Origin of the sequence: Pseudomonas sp. AP19 (genome assembly GCF_001728855.1) — a bacterium.
GTDB lineage: Bacteria > Pseudomonadota > Gammaproteobacteria > Pseudomonadales > Pseudomonadaceae > Aquipseudomonas > Aquipseudomonas fluorescens.
The window spans coordinates 43,670-61,143 of the sequence record NZ_LXJP01000026.1; the positions used below are offsets into that span (position 1 = coordinate 43,670).

12 protein-coding genes are annotated in these 17,474 nt (G+C 60.8%); 6 read left to right on the forward strand and 6 right to left on the reverse strand.

All coding sequences use genetic code 11. The features are described 5' to 3' along the window. The first annotated feature begins 33 nt into the window (after nt 1-33). Nucleotides 34-1,746, forward strand: coding sequence for an ATP-binding protein (locus tag A7D21_RS18680; protein WP_069552330.1), 1,713 nt, complete (start codon nt 34-36; stop codon nt 1,744-1,746). Beyond that, nucleotides 1,743-4,262 (forward strand): excinuclease ABC subunit UvrA, encoded by a 2,520-nt coding sequence (uvrA, locus tag A7D21_RS18685; RefSeq protein ID WP_069552331.1) that lies wholly within the window; start codon nt 1,743-1,745, stop codon nt 4,260-4,262. Before A7D21_RS18680 ends, uvrA begins: the two co-directional genes overlap by 4 nt. 69 nt (nt 4,263-4,331) lie before the next feature. On the opposite strand, the gene tkt is transcribed toward uvrA, so the two are convergent. Next, the gene (gene tkt / locus A7D21_RS18690) at nt 4,332-6,392 is read right to left on the reverse strand and encodes a transketolase (RefSeq protein WP_069552332.1); all 2,061 of its coding nucleotides are present in this window, start codon (nt 6,390-6,392) and stop codon (nt 4,332-4,334) included. 175 nt (nt 6,393-6,567) lie between these two features. Here tkt and A7D21_RS18695 point away from each other — a divergent pair, with 175 nt between their 5' ends. Beyond that, the gene (locus A7D21_RS18695; protein WP_053255648.1) at nt 6,568-6,807 is read left to right on the forward strand and encodes a DUF465 domain-containing protein; all 240 of its coding nucleotides are present in this window, start codon (nt 6,568-6,570) and stop codon (nt 6,805-6,807) included. 135 nt (nt 6,808-6,942) lie between these two features. Here A7D21_RS18695 and A7D21_RS18700 read toward each other — a convergent pair whose 3' ends face one another. Continuing rightward, nucleotides 6,943-8,319 (reverse strand): VOC family protein, encoded by a 1,377-nt coding sequence (locus A7D21_RS18700; RefSeq protein WP_053255649.1) that lies wholly within the window; start codon nt 8,317-8,319, stop codon nt 6,943-6,945. A gap of 287 nt (nt 8,320-8,606) precedes the next feature. On the opposite strand from A7D21_RS18700, the gene A7D21_RS18705 reads away from it, so the two are divergent. Continuing rightward, complete coding sequence (locus tag A7D21_RS18705; RefSeq protein ID WP_053255650.1) at nt 8,607-10,016, forward strand: OprD family outer membrane porin; 1,410 nt, start codon at nt 8,607-8,609, stop codon at nt 10,014-10,016. Between the two features lie 144 nt (nt 10,017-10,160). Beyond that, nucleotides 10,161-12,803, forward strand: a complete 2,643-nt coding sequence (locus A7D21_RS18710) for a glucosidase (RefSeq protein ID WP_069552333.1) — start codon at nt 10,161-10,163, stop codon at nt 12,801-12,803. Between the two features lie 21 nt (nt 12,804-12,824). On the opposite strand, the gene A7D21_RS18715 is transcribed toward A7D21_RS18710, so the two are convergent. The 3 genes from A7D21_RS18715 to A7D21_RS18725 form a co-directional block, all read right to left on the reverse strand. Further along, complete coding sequence (locus tag A7D21_RS18715; protein WP_053255652.1) at nt 12,825-13,160, reverse strand: hypothetical protein; 336 nt, start codon at nt 13,158-13,160, stop codon at nt 12,825-12,827. A gap of 223 nt (nt 13,161-13,383) precedes the next feature. After that, entirely contained in the window at nt 13,384-13,698 is a 315-nt protein-coding gene (locus A7D21_RS18720; RefSeq protein ID WP_053255653.1) for an SCP2 sterol-binding domain-containing protein, read from the reverse strand. 56 nt (nt 13,699-13,754) lie between these two features. Next, nucleotides 13,755-14,465, reverse strand: coding sequence for a histidine phosphatase family protein (locus A7D21_RS18725; protein WP_053255654.1), 711 nt, complete (start codon nt 14,463-14,465; stop codon nt 13,755-13,757). A 194-nt stretch (nt 14,466-14,659) separates the two neighbouring features. Here A7D21_RS18725 and sohB point away from each other — a divergent pair, with 194 nt between their 5' ends. Beyond that, nucleotides 14,660-15,685 carry a protease SohB gene (gene sohB / locus A7D21_RS18730; protein WP_053255655.1) on the forward strand — a complete coding sequence of 342 codons (1,026 nt, stop codon included), beginning with the start codon at nt 14,660-14,662 and terminating at the stop codon, nt 15,683-15,685. A 114-nt stretch (nt 15,686-15,799) separates the two neighbouring features. On the opposite strand, the gene A7D21_RS18735 is transcribed toward sohB, so the two are convergent. Beyond that, the gene (locus tag A7D21_RS18735; RefSeq protein ID WP_069552334.1) at nt 15,800-17,335 is read right to left on the reverse strand and encodes an MFS transporter; all 1,536 of its coding nucleotides are present in this window, start codon (nt 17,333-17,335) and stop codon (nt 15,800-15,802) included. Nucleotides 17,336-17,474: the final 139 nt, after the last annotated feature.

The window sequence follows — 17,474 nt, forward strand, 5'->3', positions numbered from 1 at the left end:
TTACCCACCCCTTTGTTCGCCAAGAGCCAACCGATGCATTTTTTGTCCAATACTCATGGCTGCGAAGGCTGGGGCGGTGAAATGGCCCAGCGGATCCGCGCGTTCGATTGGTCATCCACCGCGTTGGGGCCCATTGACGCGTGGCCCCATAGCTTGAGCTGCGCCGTACAGATGCTGCTGGCATCGCCCATGCCGATGGTGATGCTCTGGGGGCCGTTGGGGTACATGATTTACAACGACAGTTATTCGGTGTTTGCCGGTGGCCGGCACCCGTACCTGTTGGGCACACCTGTGGAACTGGGCTGGCCGGAAGTCGCTGATTTCAACCGCAATGTACTCGACACGTGCCTGGCGGGTGGCACCTTGTCGTACCGCGACTTTCCGTTGGAGTTGCTGCGTAACGGTATGCCGGAAGAAGTCTGGATGGACCTGACCTACAGTCCCGTGGCCGATGATAACCAGCAACCGGCCGGGGTCCTGGTGATCGTGACCGAGACCACTGAGCACGTGAAGTCCGAGCGTCTGCGTCAGGAGCTGACCCACAACCTCGAACAGCGCGTGGCCGCCGAAGTGCAGGCGCGTTCCGCCGCCGAAGACCAGCTGCGCCAGTCGCAAAAGCTCGAAGCCATCGGCGGCCTGACTGGCGGCGTGGCCCATGACTTCAATAACCTGCTGCAAGTGATCGCCGGCAACTTGCACTTGCTGGCCCGGCATGAACCGGACAATGCCCAGGTGCAGCGGCGTGTCTCAGCGGCCATTGCCGCGGTGGAGCGTGGGGCCAAATTATCATCGCAGCTGCTGGCTTTTGCCCGGCGCCAACCGTTGTCGCCGGCGGTGTACAACCCCCAACGCATCTATGCTGGGTTGGGTGAACTGCTGCAACGGGCACTGGGCGAAACCATTCATATCGACGTGCAACTGCCTCAGGATTCCTGGTGCATCAATGTCGACCGCAATCAACTGGAAAACGCGCTGCTCAACCTGGCAATCAATGCCCGGGATGCCATGAAAGGCGAGGGCGTGATTCGCATCAACGGCGAAAACATCATTCTCAACCCTGGCGATTGCATCGGTAAAAGTATCAAGCCGGGTGAATACGTGCGTCTGGCGGTGACCGACACGGGCGTCGGTATGACGTCGGAGGTGCTCAAGCGCGCCTTCGAGCCGTTTTTTACCACCAAGCGTGAAGGCCACGGCACCGGCCTGGGCCTGAGCATGGTGTTCGGCTTTGTGCGGCAAAGTGGCGGGCATGTGGAGGTGTGGAGCGAGGAGGGCAGCGGTTCGGTGGTACAGATGTATTTTCCGCGTAGCCTGGAACCGGAATGTTTCGACGAGCACAGCGAGCTGGCGCCCCACAGCGGTGGTCAGGAAACCATTCTGGTGGTTGAAGACAATGAGGGCGTACGCTTGACCGTTGTCGAGCTGCTGGAGCAATCGGGCTACACCGTACTCACGGCCGAGGACGGTGATCGCGCGATGCAAGCCTTGCAAAACGGGGTGCAGCCGGACCTGATCTTTACCGACGTGGTGATGCCGGGTCGGGTCAAAAGTACCGACCTGGCCGACTGGGCGCGCGTGCAGCAGCCACCTGTCGCGGTGCTGTTCACCTCCGGCCACACCCGCGACATGCTTTCCACCAATCACCTGTTAAGCCCCGACATTCATCTGCTGAGCAAACCCTACAGCCCCGAAGCGCTGACACAGAGGGTGCACAGCGTGCTCACCGCAAGACAAGGTTGCCCATGACTTCACAACGCAACATCCCCCCGATCACGGCACACCACCTCGGGTTTGTCCGCGTGCGCGGTGCCCGCGAACATAACTTGCGTAACGTTGACGTGGACATTCCCCGGGATGCCCTCGTGGTGTTCACCGGTGTCTCCGGTTCCGGCAAATCGTCCCTGGCATTTTCGACGGTGTATGCCGAAGCCCAGCGCCGCTATTTCGAATCGGTGGCACCCTATGCACGGCGCCTGATCGACCAGGTGGGCGTGCCCGATGTGGACTCCATCGAAGGCCTGCCCCCGGCCGTGGCCCTGCAACAGCAGCGCGGTACGCCCAGTGCGCGTTCTTCGGTGGGCAGCGTCACCACCTTGTCGAGCCTGATTCGCATGCTGTACTCGCGTGCCGGCAGCTACCCGCCGGGGCAGGCGATGCTGTATGCCGAGGACTTTTCGCCGAACCTGCCCCAAGGGGCCTGCCCGCAATGCCATGGCTTGGGTCGTGTGTATGAAGTGACCGAGGCGCTGATGGTGCCCGACCCTTCCTTGACCATTCGCCAACGTGCGGTGGCGTCCTGGCCGTTGGCATGGCAAGGGCAGAACCTGCGCGACATCCTCGTGACCCTCGGGTATGACGTGGATATCCCCTGGCGCGACCTGCCGAAAAAGCAGCGTGACTGGATCCTCTTCACCGAGGAAACCCCGACCGTACCGGTGTACGCAGGCTTCACCCCCGAGCAGACCCGCGATGCGTTGAAACGCAAGTTGGAGCCGAGCTACCAGGGCACGTTCAGTGGCGCGCGGCGCTATATCCTGCACACCTTCACCCATACCCAAAGTGCGCTGATGAAAAAGCGCGTCTCGCAATTCATGCAGGGCAGCGCCTGCCCGACGTGTGAGGGCAAGCGCTTGAACCAGGCGGCGCTGTCGGTGACGTTTGCCGGGGTGGATATCGGTGAGTTGTCGCAGCTGTCATTGGCGCAACTGGCCGAGTTGTTGCGTCCGGTGGCGGCGGGGCAGGACAGCATGAAACTGTCGGTGGAAAAGCGCCTCGCTGCCCAGCGTATTGCCCAGGATCTGCTTGAGCGCGTCAGCACGCTGACCGAGTTGGGCCTGGGCTATTTGTCCCTGGAGCGCAGCACGCCGACGTTGTCCTCCGGGGAGTTGCAGCGCCTGCGCCTGGCGACGCAATTGGGCTCGCAGCTGTTCGGGGTGATTTACGTACTGGATGAGCCGTCCGCAGGCCTGCACCCGGCCGATGGTGAGGCCCTGTTCACCGCGCTTGATCGATTGAAAGCCGCAGGCAATTCATTATTTGTGGTCGAGCATGACCTGGAAACCATGCGCCGCGCCGACTGGCTGATCGACGTCGGGCCGGCGGCCGGTGAGCACGGCGGGCAAATTCTCTACAGTGGGCCGCCAGCCGGTTTGGCGGATGTGCAGGCGTCGCAGACGCGCGAGTATTTGTTCGCTGAGCGGCGCCCATCGCCGCCGGCGCGACGTGAGCCCACTGGCTGGCTGAAGCTCGAAGGCGTGACGCGCAATAATCTCAATGACTTGCGTGTGGACTTTGCGCTGGGCTGCTTTACCTCGGTGACCGGTATCTCCGGCTCGGGTAAATCCAGCCTGGTCAGCCAGGCGCTGCTGGAACTGGTGGGCACCGGCCTGGGCCGTGTGCTGCAAAGCGACGAAGAACCGAGCCTGGAAGACGCCGCCCCGCAAAGCAGTGGCGGGCGGATCAGCAGTGGGCTGGAGCATATCCGCCGTCTGGTGCAGGTGGACCAGAAACCCATCGGCCGCACGCCGCGCTCCAACCTCGCGACCTACACCGGGCTGTTCGACAACGTGCGCAAACTCTTCGCTGCCACACCCGCGGCGAAGAAACGTCACTATGACGCCGGGCAGTTCTCCTTCAACGTCGCCAAGGGGCGCTGCCCCAATTGCGAGGGGGAAGGGTTTGTCAGTGTTGAATTGCTGTTCATGCCCAGCGTGTATGCGCCATGCCCGACCTGCCACGGTGCGCGCTATAACCCCGAGACATTGGCGGTCACCTGGCAAGGCCTGAGCATCGCCCAGGTGCTGGGGCTGACGGTGGAGCAGGCGGTGGAAGTGTTTGCCGAACAGCCCGCTGTGTTGCGTTCGTTGCAGGTGCTGCGCGATATCGGCCTGGGGTATTTGCGCCTGGGCCAGCCGGCGACCGAACTGTCCGGCGGCGAGGCGCAGCGGATCAAGCTCGCCACCGAATTGCAGCGCAACGCGCGGGGCGCCACCCTGTACGTGCTGGATGAGCCGACGACCGGCTTGCACCCACGGGATGTGGACCGCTTGCTCAGCCAGCTCAATCAACTGGTGGACGCGGGGCACACGGTAGTGGTGGTGGAACACGAAATGCGCGTGGTCGCCCAGAGTGACTGGGTGATTGATATCGGGCCAGGGGCCGGGGATTTGGGCGGCAAGGTGGTGGCCTGTGGTACGCCGCAAAAAGTGGCGAAAAGCAAGGCCAGCCGGACCGCGCCGTTTCTGGCACGAGAGCTGCCCTGAGCATCAACGCCGATCAACAGTGGGCGCGCGCTTGCTCGCGCATTCGCGAGCAAGCGCGCTCCCAGCGGATTACCCGTGTTCAGCCAGCTGTTGCTTGGCCAGCTTCACCACGTTTTCAGGGGTAAACCCAAACTTCTCCTGCAACTTGGCCAGTGGCGCCGACGCGCCAAAGCTGTTCATCACCACTTTGGCGCCCGTCTGGCCGACATAGCGGTCCCAACCCAAGGGACCCGCCTGTTCTACCACCACGCGCGCCTTGACGGCTGGCGGCAACACGCTGTCGCGGTAAGCCGCGTCCTGTTCCTCAAACAGCTCCCAGCTCGGCATCGAGACCACCTGTGCGGCAATCCCTTCGGCTGTCAGCTGTTCGTACGCTGCCACTGCGAGGCTGACTTCACTGCCCGTCGCCAACAGCAGCACTTCAGGTTTGTCAGCGCCGGCCAACACGTAGGCGCCTTTGGCGGCACCGGAGGCGGCCGCATACTGGGTACGGTCCAGAGTCGGCAACGCCTGGCGTGACAGCACGATGCAACTTGGCCGATGGGTTTGCGCCAGGGCGACTTTCCACAGTTCCAGGGTTTCATTGGCATCGCCCGGGCGCAGGGTCAGCAGCCCCGGCGTAGCACGCAGTTGAGTCAGGTGCTCGATGGGTTGGTGCGTCGGCCCATCCTCACCCACACCAATCGAGTCATGGGTAAACACGAATACCACCGGCAACTCCATGATCGCCGCGAGGCGTATGGGCGGTTTCATGTAGTCGCTGAACACCAGGAACGTCGAGGTATACGGGCGCAGGTACGACAGCGCCATGCCATTGGCGATGGCGCCCATGGCGTGCTCGCGGATGCCAAAGTGCAGGTTGCGCCCGCTGTAGTCGTCAGCACTGAAACGCCCGGCCCCGTCGAAGGTGAGGTTGGTCTTGGTCGACGGTGACAGATCCGCCGAGCCGCCCAGCAGCCAGGGGATTTGCTCGGCAAAGGCATTGAGCACCTCGCCACCGGCGGCACGGCTGGCCACGCCTTTGGCGTCGGTGTTGAAGGTGGGCAACTGATCCTGCCAATGCTCCGGCATTTCGCCGGCGCGCATGCGGCTCAACTCATCCGCCAGTTCAGGCTCGTACTGTGCCAACTGCGACAAGTGTCGGTTCCATTCTTCATACAGCGGCTGGCTGCGCTCCAGCAGCGCATCGCGCAGCACCGTGCGGGTTTCATCGGGCACCAGGAAGCTGGAGTCCTGCGGCCAGCCGTAAGCGGCTTTGGTCAGGCGGATTTCCTCAACGCCCAACGGTTCGCCGTGGGCGGCGGCGGTGTTGTGTTTGTGGGGCGAGCCGTAGCCGATCACACTGTCGACCACAATCAGGGTCGGCGCGCCGGTGTTGGTCTTGAAGGTCTCCAGTGCGGCGCTCAAGGCCTGCAGGTCATTGGCGTCGGTGACATGCAGGGTATGCCAGCCATAGGCCTGGAAGCGCTTGGTCACGTCTTCACTGAACGCCAGCTCGGTGTGGCCCTCGATGCTGATGGTGTTGTTGTCGTAGATCCAGCAGAGGTTATCCAGCTTCAAATGCCCGGCAATGGACGCGGCTTCGCTGCTGATGCCTTCCATCATGTCGCCGTCACCGCACAGGGTGTAGACGTTGTAATCGAACAGCACGTTGTCATCGCGGTTGAAACGCTTGCCCAGCCAGCGCTCGGCCATGGCCATGCCCACGCTGTTGGCGCAACCCTGGCCGAGCGGGCCCGTGGTGGTTTCTACCCCGGTGGTCATGCGGTATTCGGGGTGGCCCGGGGTCTTGGAGCTCATCTGCCGGAACTGCTTGATATCGTCCAGGCTGATCGCCGGTTGGCCCGAGCGTTTGCCGTGGGCATCAATCTCCACCACGCCGGCCAGGTGCAGCAGCGAATACAGGAGCATCGACGCATGCCCCACCGACAAGACAAACCGATCGCGGTTGGGCCAGTCGGGATGGTGCGGGTGATAGCGCAGGAACCGACTCCACAGCGTGTACCCCACCGGCGCCAGGCCCATGGGCGTGCCGGGGTGGCCGGAGTTGGCCTTCTGCACAGCGTCCATGGCCAGGGTGCGAATGGTGTTGATGCATTGGGTGTCGACAGCAGTGGCAGCATGAGTCATGAAACCGTTCTCCCTCAGGTGGCGATCTACAGTGGAGGGCAGGGGGTGGCAAAGGTTTGATCCCATCGGTCGCGTTGCGACGAACGGGGACGCATTGACCCAAGACATGACAAGACCCCTTGGAATGGGCTAGCTTCAACAGGGTAGGCCATTGATCAACTTGCGGAGGTACTCCATGCCAGTGAAACACGACCTGTATCAGGATTTGGGTTTGAGCAAGGAAGTTGTTCACGAACGCAGGAGGAGCGATGACCGCTTGAATTCGCTGCTCGAACAATACGATGCCGCCGACAAGGAGGTACTCGTTTTCGAGTCGTCAGGCGGAGCGGACGACGAACTGGAGAAACTGAAGAAGAAACGCCTGTTGGTCAAAGACAAGATTGTGCTGCAACTCGCTCCTACATCGGGGCGGTAATATTTGTTCAGAATTGTCTGAGGGACAGGCGGCGCTTCACTGACTATGATGCCCGCCGTCCACCCGGCTCTGGGGACTGTTGCGGCGCAAGGATTGCGCTGCTGAGCCGGGTGGGCAACCTGTTTCACACCGGCCTCATACCCCCAGTGCTTGCATGCATTCATCCATCGAGCGTTGCTGCGTCTCGCCATACAGCTTCAATTCATCAATCGTCTGGCGGCCCAGTGCCGTTTCGAACTCAGCCTGATTCGATGTGGCTGCATAGTGACTTTGCGCGGCATCGCCCAGGTTCGACTGGAAGATCCCCGCCGCACTCACCGGCAGAAAGTCTTCATACACCAACGGCTCGACATCCACGTGCCCGGCAGCAATCAACGCCTCCAGCGTTCGCGGTTGGTCGGCCTGGCCGCGTGCCGCCAAGCCTTGTGCAGTGGCGAAGTAGCGGAAGTACGCGAGGCCCTGTTCACGCATTTGCGCGTGGTTATCGGGGAAGGCCTGGAAGTGTTGCTCCATCAGCGTCACATAACGTGCCGCGTTGCCCTCATTCGGCAACGCGCCCAGTTCGTCGCGCGCCGCGTTCAGCAGTTGGTCGTACAGGGCGCGGCCTTTGGGGGTCAGTGCCACACCGCGCTGTTCAATTTCGCCGAAGCGTGCGCTGTGGCTGCCTTGGGCGTCGGTGAAGGCGATGGGCTCGTCGAGGGCCTTGAAGCTGGTCTGGCGCAGCAGGATCGGGCACTCGCGGCGTGGCGGGCCTTCGATCACTGCCTTGGGGGTGATGCCTTTGCCCGGCATGGCGGCCTGCACGTGGTCGATGTCCAGGGTGCGCGGTGTCAGGTGGTTGATGTGTGGGCCTTTGAACGCCACCACGTCGGCGACCAGGCGATGCTGGTCGCTCAATTGCTGGTACTGCGCGCCCGTGACGGTGGCGGTGTGGTGCCAGCGAAAGGTTTCCAGGGCCTGCTGGATAAATGCCGCGGCATCTGCGGCGCTCAGGCCGCCGTCGCGTTCTGCTTGTTCGATCAGCGCCAGCGCCCCGGGGGTGAAGATCGAGCGCTTGGCTAGGGCGCTTTCGGCGAAGGCGCGCAGTTCGAGGTTTTCGATCAGTTCCAGGCGTAACAGTGAGGTAAACACCCGGAACGGGCTGGCCTGCAACGCACGTTCATGCACCGCGCGAAAAGCGGTGGAGTGCACGGGCACGCCGGCCGGGGTCAGGTCGTAATAGCCCACCGGTTGCATGCCCATCACCGCAAACAGGCGGCTGATGGTTGCCAGCTCAAGGGCAGTGCCCAGGCGAATGGCGCCGTGACGTTCCATGTCCAGGCGAGCAATTTCGCCCGTGCGTCGCAACTGCCCGGCCAAGCGTGAGTCACTGTCCAATACCTGCGCATTGGTCTCTGCTACCAGCGCCATCAGCGCGCCATACAGTGGAACTTCATCTCGGTACATGTCGGACATGGCCCTGGAGAAGTCTTTGCGTATTTCGTCAGGGCTGACATAGGCGGCGCTTGGCATAGAAAAATTCCTGAACACTGTAAAGGAGGCTTGGCATTTTTCAGGATTTTGTTGGGCTGGCGCTTGGCTTGCAAACGAAGAATCCTCAGGACTTCATTCTGCAAATGAATGATATGACGCGAATATGACAAAAATGCACGGCTGAAAAATTTCATTTTTCGGCGGTTTTCCTAACAAATTCTTCACGAGGCGCGCCCCGGTCCTCATGAAACAATCGTCACGTTTGTAGGGATGAAAACGCCGTTTGCACACAACGCACATAAAAAAATGTTTAGGGGCTGCGACACATGAAAATTTCTACACTGGCGTTATCCATCACCGCTGCACTGCTCGCGCAACAGGCTTGCGCGGACGATTTCGGGCTCGGCGCACTGGGCACAGGCACGGGGCACAGTGGCTTTCTTGAAGACAGCCACGCAGCGGTCAGTTCGCGGACGATGTACTACAGTGCGGACAACCGTTCGGGGACCAGCAACGATCTGCGCGAAGCCGCGACATTGCTGCGCTTCGACTACAAATCCGGCTACACCCAAGGCACCCTTGGCGTCGGTTTCGATGTGATGGCTTTCGGTGCCCTGCGCCTGGACGGTGGCGATGGCCACGCCGCAGGCCCAGGCCTGTCCGGTAACGGCAACAGCTTCTTCCCGACCAAAAACAACGGCACCGAGCCTGCCGACAGTTTCGGCCGTGCTGCGGGTAACGTGAAATTTCGCATTTCCCAGACAGAGTTGCACGTCGGCGGTGCCTTGGCCCCGGTGCTGCCTATCCTGGTCTCCAACGACAGCCGTGTTGCACCGCAGACTTTTGACGGCGGCATCCTCACGTCCAGTGACATTCCTAACGTGACCTTTACCGGTGGTGAGCTGAACAAGGCCGAAGGCCGTGCTTCCAGCAACTCCACCGGGTTGAGCGTCGCTGGCGGTACCCGCGACAGCGACAGCTTCAAGTTCGGCGGTGTGGACTACAAACCGTTCGGCTCGTCTGACAACGCCATCGCGAAAAACCTGACGTTGCAGTACTACTACGCCAACCTGCAGGACTTCTACAAACAGAACTACTTCGGCCTGGTTCACGTTCTGCCGCTGGGCAACGACCAGTCGTTCAAGACTGACCTGCGTTACTTCGACAGCAGCAGCGATGGCAAAAACGGTGAGGCCGGCTACCAGTTCAACAACAACGGTGGCTACGCCAAACACGCTGGCGAAGTGGATAACAAAACCTACAGCGCCGCGTTCACCTACCAGTTGGGCGGCAGCAGCCTGATGCTTGGCCACATCGGCGTCAGCGACGACGGCGGCTTCGTCTGGGTCAACCAGGGCAGCATCGCCGATCCAAACGCACAGGGCGCGGGCGGCAGCGACTTCTACCTGTTTACCGATGCCGTGGTGGGCCAGTTCTCCCGTGCGGGCGAGCAGGTCAATTTTGGTCAGTACTCCTATGACTTCAAGGCCTTCGTACCTGGCCTGAAAGCGTCCGTGGCTTATCTGGACGGCACGGGCATCAAGTCCAAAGTCGCCGGCGGCGCTGACCAGAAAGAAAACGAAACCGACTTCCGCCTGGACTACGTTGTGCAGGAAGGCCCGCTCAAAGGCTTTGGTACCACCTTCCGTACCGGTACCTACAAAGGGCATAACACCGGCACGGCGGACCAGGACCAAACGCGTCTGATCTTCAACTATACCTACGCGATCTTCTAAGAACCCGCGCGCTTTTGCAGCGTCGAAAAAAGAGGCCGCCTAATCAGCGGCCTCTTTTTTTGCGCGGGTGGATAAGACTTCATGTGCATCCGGGCGTGGAGCGGTTCTACACTGCCCCTCACTGTGTCAGTGATGGAGGACCCGATGACGGCCACGCCTGCAACCAACATCCTCGCAACGATTGAAGGCCAGCGCCTGGCAACCGAAGCGCCCGAACGTTGGCGCGACTGGGGCCCTTACTTGAGTGAACGCCAATGGGGCACGGTGCGCGAAGACTACAGCGCCGATGGCGATGCCTGGACCTACTTCCCCCATGAACATGCCCGCAGCCGCGCCTACCGTTGGGGTGAGGACGGGTTGGCCGGGTTCAGCGACAAGGCTCAACGCTGGTGCCTGGGCCTGGCGCTTTGGAACGGGCGCGACACGATCATCAAGGAGCGCCTGTTCGGTTTGAATAACGCCGAGGGCAACCACGGTGAAGACGTCAAGGAACTGTACTTTTTCGTCGATGGCGTACCGAGCCATGCCTATATGCGCATGCTCTACAAATACCCGCATGCCGCGTTTCCTTATGCGGACCTGATCGCCGAGAACGCCCGCCGCGGGCTTGAAGATGCCGAGTACGAAATCCTCGACACCGGCGTGTTTGAAGACAACCGCTATTGCGACATCAGCGTCGAATACGCCAAGCACCATCCCGACGATATTTTCATGCGGGTCACCGTGCATAACCGTTCGGATCAGCCGACGCAGCTGCACGTGCTGCCCCAGTTGTGGGCGCGCAATGACTGGAGCTGGACCGTTGACGCGCCCAAGCCGCAATTGCGGCTGGACGGCGAGCAGGTGCTGGCCTTCCATCATGAACTGCCCGATCGCTGTCTCAGCGCCTGGGGGCAGGACGGGCTCGAGTGGCTGTTCTGCGAAAACGAGAGCAATATTCCCCGATTGGATGGGCAGCCGGCGCCTGGGCCGTTCAAGGATGGCATCAATGATTACCTGGTGGACGGCGTTCAGTCGGCGATTCGCCGGGACGCGGGCACCAAAGTCGCCGCGCGCTTCAGCCTTGAACTGGCGGGCCTGGAGAGCAAAACCCTGTACCTGCGGTTTGCGCCCACGGACGCACCTGCGGTCAACGCGCGCAAGCTGTTTGAGCTTCGCCGGCAAGAGGCTGATGACTTCTATGCGGCCCTGCAACAGGGGATCACCGATGAAGATGCGCGCAACGTACAGCGCCAGGCGCTCGCCGGCTTACTGTGGTCCAAACAGCTGTACTATTTTGACGTAAACCAGTGGCTCGACGGCGACCCGGCCCAACCTGCGCCGCCGCCCGAGCGCCTGCATATCCGCAATACCCATTGGCGGCACCTGTCCAACTTCGACATTCTCTCCATGCCTGACACCTGGGAATACCCGTGGTACGCCTCCTGGGACCAGGGCTTCCAGGCGGTCGCGATGGCGCTGATTGATCCGGAGTATGCCAAGCAACAATTATTGCTGTTGGTGAAAGACCGCTTTATGCACCCCAATGGCCAACTGCCGGCGTATGAATGGCGTTTCGACGACGCCAACCCGCCGGTGCATGCCTGGGCCAGTTGGCGGGTGTATCAGCAGGACAAGGCGCTGACCGGGGTCGGCGACATGGATTTCCTTGAGCGCATTTTCCACAAGTTGCTGCTGAATTTTTCCTGGTGGGTCAACCGCAAAGACGCCGAGGGCCGCAACCTGTTCCAGGGCGGGTTCCTGGGCCTGGACAACATTGCCTTGTTCGACCGCTCCGCTGCCTTGCCGCCGGGCTACCAGCTGGATCAGGCCGACGGCACGGCGTGGGTCGCCGCTTATGCACTGGACCTGATGCGCATCGGTCTGGAGCTGGCCAAACGCAATGGGGTCTACGTCGATATCGCGGTGAAGTTTTTCGAGCATTTCCTGTATATCGCCGGGGCGATCAACCGCGTTGACGACAGCGCCGAGGGCTTGTGGGATGAGCACGACCAGTTCTTCTACGACGTGCTGCACCGCCCCGACGGCCAGAACGAGCCGGTGCGCCTGCGCTCCATCGTCGGCCTGATGCCGTTGTTCGCCGTGCTGGTGCTGGAGCAGCGCGAACATGAAGGCCTTGCGGGGTTGCGTGAACGGCTGCTGGGGTTCATGAAGCACCGGCCGGATTTGGCCAAACTGGTGTCGCGCTGGAACGAACCGGGGCAGGGCAATCGCCTGCTGCTGGCGTTGTTGCGCGGCGAGCGCACCAAGGATTTGCTGCGGCGCATGCTCGATGACACGGAGTTTTTGTCGGCCTTTGGCGTGCGCTCCTTGTCCAAGGCCTTTGCCGAGCAGCCGCTGGCGCTGAAGATGAACGGCGACACGTTGTGCGCGCGCTATCAGCCTGGCGAGTCCGACTCACGCTTGTATGGCGGCAACTCCAATTGGCGCGGGCCATTGTGGATGCCGGTGAATTACATGCTGATCGAATCGTTGCGCGAATTTCACCGCTACTACGCGGACAACTTCTCGGTGGAGTACCCGACCGGCAGTGGTTATCTGGCGTCTCTGGAGGAGGTCGCCGACAGCCTGAGCCAGCGTCTGACCCGATTGTTTCTAAGGAATGAAGACGGGCTGCGGCCGTCGATGGCAGGCTATGCGCAGCTGGAAGCGGACCCGGCCAGCCGTGACCTGGTGTTGTTCCATGAGTATTTCCATGGTGAAACCGGGCGTGGGTTGGGCGCGTCACACCAGACTGGCTGGAGTGCGTTGGTGGCGTTGCTGCTGCAGCCCAAGAGTAGCCCCTGACAGAGCTGCAGCAACGCAGCGTTATTTGAGTGGCACTCTGATTCCATTGATGTATGTGAACGTCAGAGGAGGGGGCTTGTTAACGCTGCCTCCGGAGACGGTGGTTGCAAGACTGCCCGCAGCCAAGGTTATTCCGCTGATAAATCTCGCTGTACGCAGTGCCACTGGCGGTGAGATGTCGGCGATCTGATCAATTTGAATGCTCTCTCCTGAATCGGTGACAAGGCACGTTCCGTCTTCGCTCAAGGCAATGATCCTGGTCGTTATCGTCAGGTTATTTTGCGTCGTTAGAGTGACCTGCTCTTCAGGATTGATTGATACCGTCACATTCCCAAAATCGTCGGATTGGCTTTCCATGCTGACTACCCTCTTTAGTTTCGGAGGGTTTCAATGTGCCGGTATGAGTGATCAACGACTACTGTCAGAAATACTAGTGATTCAAAATTTTTTGCGATAGATCCATTGATTTTTATGGGCGGATAAGCGCTTTCTGAAGTCACCGTGTACGCTCGGTACATTTTCGCAATGTAAAAAAATCCCGCCGGCAAAGGCGGGATCGGTATTCAAGGCTGCCCTTGAATCAAGCCGGGAACAGGTCGCTCAGCTTCATGGCCAGCATCATGTCGCCTTCGGTGCGCAGTTTGCCGCCCATGAAGGCCTGCATGCCGTCGGTGGAACCGTCAACGATGCCTTTCATGGTTTCGCCGTCCATCACCAGGGTCACCTGGGCGTCCGGGTTTTCGCCTTCCAGCAGTTCGCAGGTGTTGTTCTTGACCACCAGCGAGAAGTTCTGGGTGTCGTCGATACGGAAACCGAACACCAGGTCCAGGCCGTCGGCAGCGGCTGGGTTGAATTTGGCTTTCATTGCTTCTACAGCTTTGGCTACGTCAGTCATGGTTTCGATCCTTTATGGGTGAGTCCAGTGACCTTGGGGTCACGGTTGGCCGCAATTCATCGGAAAGTGATGAGCTGCGGCGCCTTCAACAGTTGCAAGTGGGTATGACTGTTGAAGGAAGCCAGTGCCACCTCGCGACCACGGAATTTCAGGTGGTTGAGCGAAGTGTTAACAATTTGCCAGTTCAATTCGAAGGCCTGGGCGGCAGGCATCCGGGTAATCAGGTGGAGCAGGGCAGTGATGGTGCCGCCGGAGGTAAACACGGCGATCTTGTGCGTGTTATCGGCCGCTTCAAGAATGCGTTGCAGGCCACCTTGTACACGTTCGACAAACCCCAGCCAGCTCTCCAGCCCGGGTGGATCATAGGTGCCTGCCAGCCAGCGCTCGATGATCAGTGCGAAAATGCGTTGGAATTCGCTGCGGTTCTGCGCGCCGTTGCGCAGCACGTCCACAGCGTGGGGCTCGCTGGCGAGCAAGTCAGGCAGCAGGGCGCGGATGATCGCTTCACCGTCGAATTCGTTGAAGGCGGTGTCGATTTCCAGCGGTGGAATGGGGTGGCCGAGGGCGCTGTATTGATCGAATGCGGCAGTGGCGGTGTGTTGCTGGCGACGCAGGTCACCGGAGACACAGCGGTCAAACGTAATGCCCAGGTCCGCCAGGTGGCGACCGAGCACTTGCGCTTGTTCCACGCCGACGGGCGACAGGACGTCATAGTCGTCTGCACCGAAGGAGGCCTGGCCATGTCGAATCAAATAAATGCTGCCCACGTCCGTTTTCCCGGTACGTTGAAAGTCTGGCGAGGTTATGAGGATGCCCGCGAGCTGTCAATGAAAAAACATACGCTTGTTTTAAAAGCGCGTTAGAGGGCCGCTGCTGGCGGTTTGAGCACTGGTCCGAAGGCAGTGCCATCGGTATGCTGAGACCATCCGCGCCCGGCGCACTGCAACTTGTAAGGAGTCACATGGATTTTCTGGCCGAATACGCGAGTTTTCTGGCGAAGACCGTCACTTTGGTGGTCGCTATTCTGGTGGTATTGATCAGCTTCGCGGCGTTGCGCAGCAAGGGGCGTCGCAAATCCGCCGGCCAATTGCAGGTCAGCAAGCTCAATGACTTCTATAAAGGCCTGCGTGAGCGCCTGGAGTCGAGCCTGCTCGACAAGGACCAGCTCAAGGCCCTGCGCAAGTCCGAAAGCAAAACCGAAAAGAAGAAAGGCAAGCAGAAACCCGAGGCCAAGCCACGGGTGTTCGTGCTGGATTTTGACGGCGACATCAAAGCTTCGGCCACCGAGAGCCTGCGCCATGAAATCACCGCGCTGCTGAGCCTGGCCACGCCGAAGGACGAAGTGGTGCTGCGCCTCGAAAGCGGCGGCGGCATGGTACACAGCTACGGCTTGGCCTCTTCGCAACTGGCGCGTATCCGTCAGGCCGGCGTGCCGTTGACCGTGTGCATCGACAAGGTCGCGGCCAGCGGCGGCTATATGATGGCGTGCATCGGTGAGAAGATCATCAGCGCGCCGTTCGCCATCCTCGGCTCCATTGGCGTGGTGGCGCAGTTGCCTAACGTTAATCGCCTGCTGAAAAAGCACGACATCGACTTCGAAGTGCTGACCGCCGGTGAATACAAACGCACCCTCACCGTGTTTGGCGAAAACACCGAGAAGGGCCGCGAGAAATTCCAGGAAGACCTGGATATCACGCATCAGTTGTTCAAGAATTTCGTGTCGCGCTATCGCCCACAGCTGGCAATCGATGACGTCGCGACCGGTGAAGTGTGGCTGGGTGTTGCTGCCCTCGACAAACAACTGGTCGACGAACTGCAAACCAGCGACGAGTACCTGGCCACCAAGGCCAAGACCGCCGAGGTGTTCCACCTGCACTATGCCGAGCGTAAAAGCCTGCAGGAGCGGGTCGGCCTGGCGGCCAGTGGCTCGGTAGACCGTGTGCTGTTGACGTGGTGGAGCCGGTTGACCCAGCAGCGTTTCTGGTAAGTCCAGAATGTAGCCGATCCCAATGTGGGAGCGGGCTTGCCCGCGATAGCGATGTCCCAGTCGATACATCTACCGACTGACCCGCCGCCATCGCGGGCAAGCCCGCTCCCACATTTAGTTCTGAGTCAGTCTGGAAGACTGTTGTTGTACTGAGGGAATTGGTTTTCGCATCAACATCCCCACCACCAACGCCCCCAGCAGCCCCAACAATCCCGCCACCCACAACACCGTGCTGAACCCGCCCACAAACGCCTGCCGCGCCAGCGGCTGAGTTAATTCCCGTGCCGCCTGCGGCAACAAGCCCATCGCCGCCGGCATATCCCCGGCCACGACCCGCGAAGCGATACCCGTCGCTTGGGCCTGCCATTGTGTGTCGATACGCGCGCGCAGCAACTGCTCACTGTGGCTGCTCAGTAATGCCCCATACACACCAATGGCCAACATGATTGCGCTGAAGCGCATGGTGGTGCTGATGCCTGACGCCATCCCCGCCCGGTCGCGTGGCACGCAGGCCATGATGTTTTTCTGCGTATCGCCATTGAGCAGGCCGGCCCCGGCGCCCGTGACGGCAATCGCCAACGCGAAGGGCAGGTAACTGCCAACATCGACCGCCCAGGCGCTCAACAGGTTGCCGCCGCCGACCAGGGTCAACCCCGCGGCCATCATCGTCGCGGGCGCAAAGCGCACCGCCAGGCGTGCACCGATGCGTGGGCAAATCAGCATAGTCAGGGCAAACGGCAACATGCCCAGGCCCGAAGCAATGGCCGAGAAGCCCAGGCCGTTTTGCAGGTAGAACGGCAGCAACGTCATCATCACCTGGGCGCAGCCGGCATAGGCGAACATCCCGAGCAAGGCGCCGATAAACCGTGGGTGTCGCAACAGTTGCAGGTCGACCATGGGCCGTTGTTGCGCGCGTTCGACCAGCACAAACACCCCCAGCAACACAGCCCCGCCGATCAGGCGCGCAGAGGTTAACGGGCTGTCCCAACCGATGCGGTTGGCCTCGATCAGCCCCCAGATCAGGCACAACAGGCTGGCACTGAATGCCAGGCTGCCCCACGGATCAAGGCGTGCTGACTGGGTATCGCGGGACTCTGGAATCGCACGCAGCACCAGCGCCATCAAGCCCAGGCCGACGGGCAGGTTGAGGTAGAAAATCCAACGCCAGCCCAGGTATTGGGTAATCAGCCCGCCCAATGTCGGCGCGGCGGTCATTGCCACGCCCATGCACGCGCCCCAGAACGCCCAGGCTTTGGCACGCTCCACGTCATCGTGAAAGGTATGGCCGATGGCGGCCAGGGCCGAAGTCAGCAGTAAGGCTGCGCCGACACCTTTGACGGCGCGGGCAATGTCCAGAAACACTGCATTCGGCGCGACGCCACAACCGATGGACGCCAGGATGAAAACGCTCAAGCCCCAGACCAGGGTCTTCTTGCGCCCAAAGCGGTCGGCGATGCTGCCGGCCGGTAACAGCAGTGCGGCGAACGCGAGCATATAGGCGCTGACCACCCACTCGATATCGGCGAAGTTGGCGCCCAGGTCGCGCGCGATGCTCGGTAGCGTCACGGCGACGATATTAGTGTCGAGCACGATCAGCGAACAAACGCCGCAAGCGGTGAGCAGCGTCAAGCGTGGGCTGACCCGGTTCATGGCTGAATTACCTTACAGGCAATACGGAAAAGACAGTTGACGTACATCGCAAGGGCTCTCTAGTGTTGATGTTTCGTGAGCTTATCCCTGGCACTTGCTTGCGTTGTTAGCTGGGCTGAAGCACTTCATTACCTTTGAG

What these genes read in the sequence shown, in the direction of transcription:
- tkt (WP_069552332.1), bottom strand. Translation starts at nt 6,392, where the DNA reads ATGACTCATGCTGCCACTGCTGTCGACACCCAATGCATCAACACCATT.
- A7D21_RS18710 (WP_069552333.1), top strand. Translation starts at nt 10,161, where the DNA reads ATGACGGCCACGCCTGCAACCAACATCCTCGCAACGATTGAAGGCCAG.
- A7D21_RS18705 (WP_053255650.1), top strand. Translation starts at nt 8,607, where the DNA reads ATGAAAATTTCTACACTGGCGTTATCCATCACCGCTGCACTGCTCGCG.
- A7D21_RS18715 (WP_053255652.1), bottom strand. Translation starts at nt 13,160, where the DNA reads ATGGAAAGCCAATCCGACGATTTTGGGAATGTGACGGTATCAATCAAT.
- A7D21_RS18720 (WP_053255653.1), bottom strand. Translation starts at nt 13,698, where the DNA reads ATGACTGACGTAGCCAAAGCTGTAGAAGCAATGAAAGCCAAATTCAAC.
- A7D21_RS18735 (WP_069552334.1), bottom strand. Translation starts at nt 17,335, where the DNA reads ATGAACCGGGTCAGCCCACGCTTGACGCTGCTCACCGCTTGCGGCGTT.
- A7D21_RS18700 (WP_053255649.1), bottom strand. Translation starts at nt 8,319, where the DNA reads ATGCCAAGCGCCGCCTATGTCAGCCCTGACGAAATACGCAAAGACTTC.
- sohB (WP_053255655.1), top strand. Translation starts at nt 14,660, where the DNA reads ATGGATTTTCTGGCCGAATACGCGAGTTTTCTGGCGAAGACCGTCACT.
- A7D21_RS18695 (WP_053255648.1), top strand. Translation starts at nt 6,568, where the DNA reads ATGCCAGTGAAACACGACCTGTATCAGGATTTGGGTTTGAGCAAGGAA.
- uvrA (WP_069552331.1), top strand. Translation starts at nt 1,743, where the DNA reads ATGACTTCACAACGCAACATCCCCCCGATCACGGCACACCACCTCGGG.
- A7D21_RS18680 (WP_069552330.1), top strand. Translation starts at nt 34, where the DNA reads ATGCATTTTTTGTCCAATACTCATGGCTGCGAAGGCTGGGGCGGTGAA.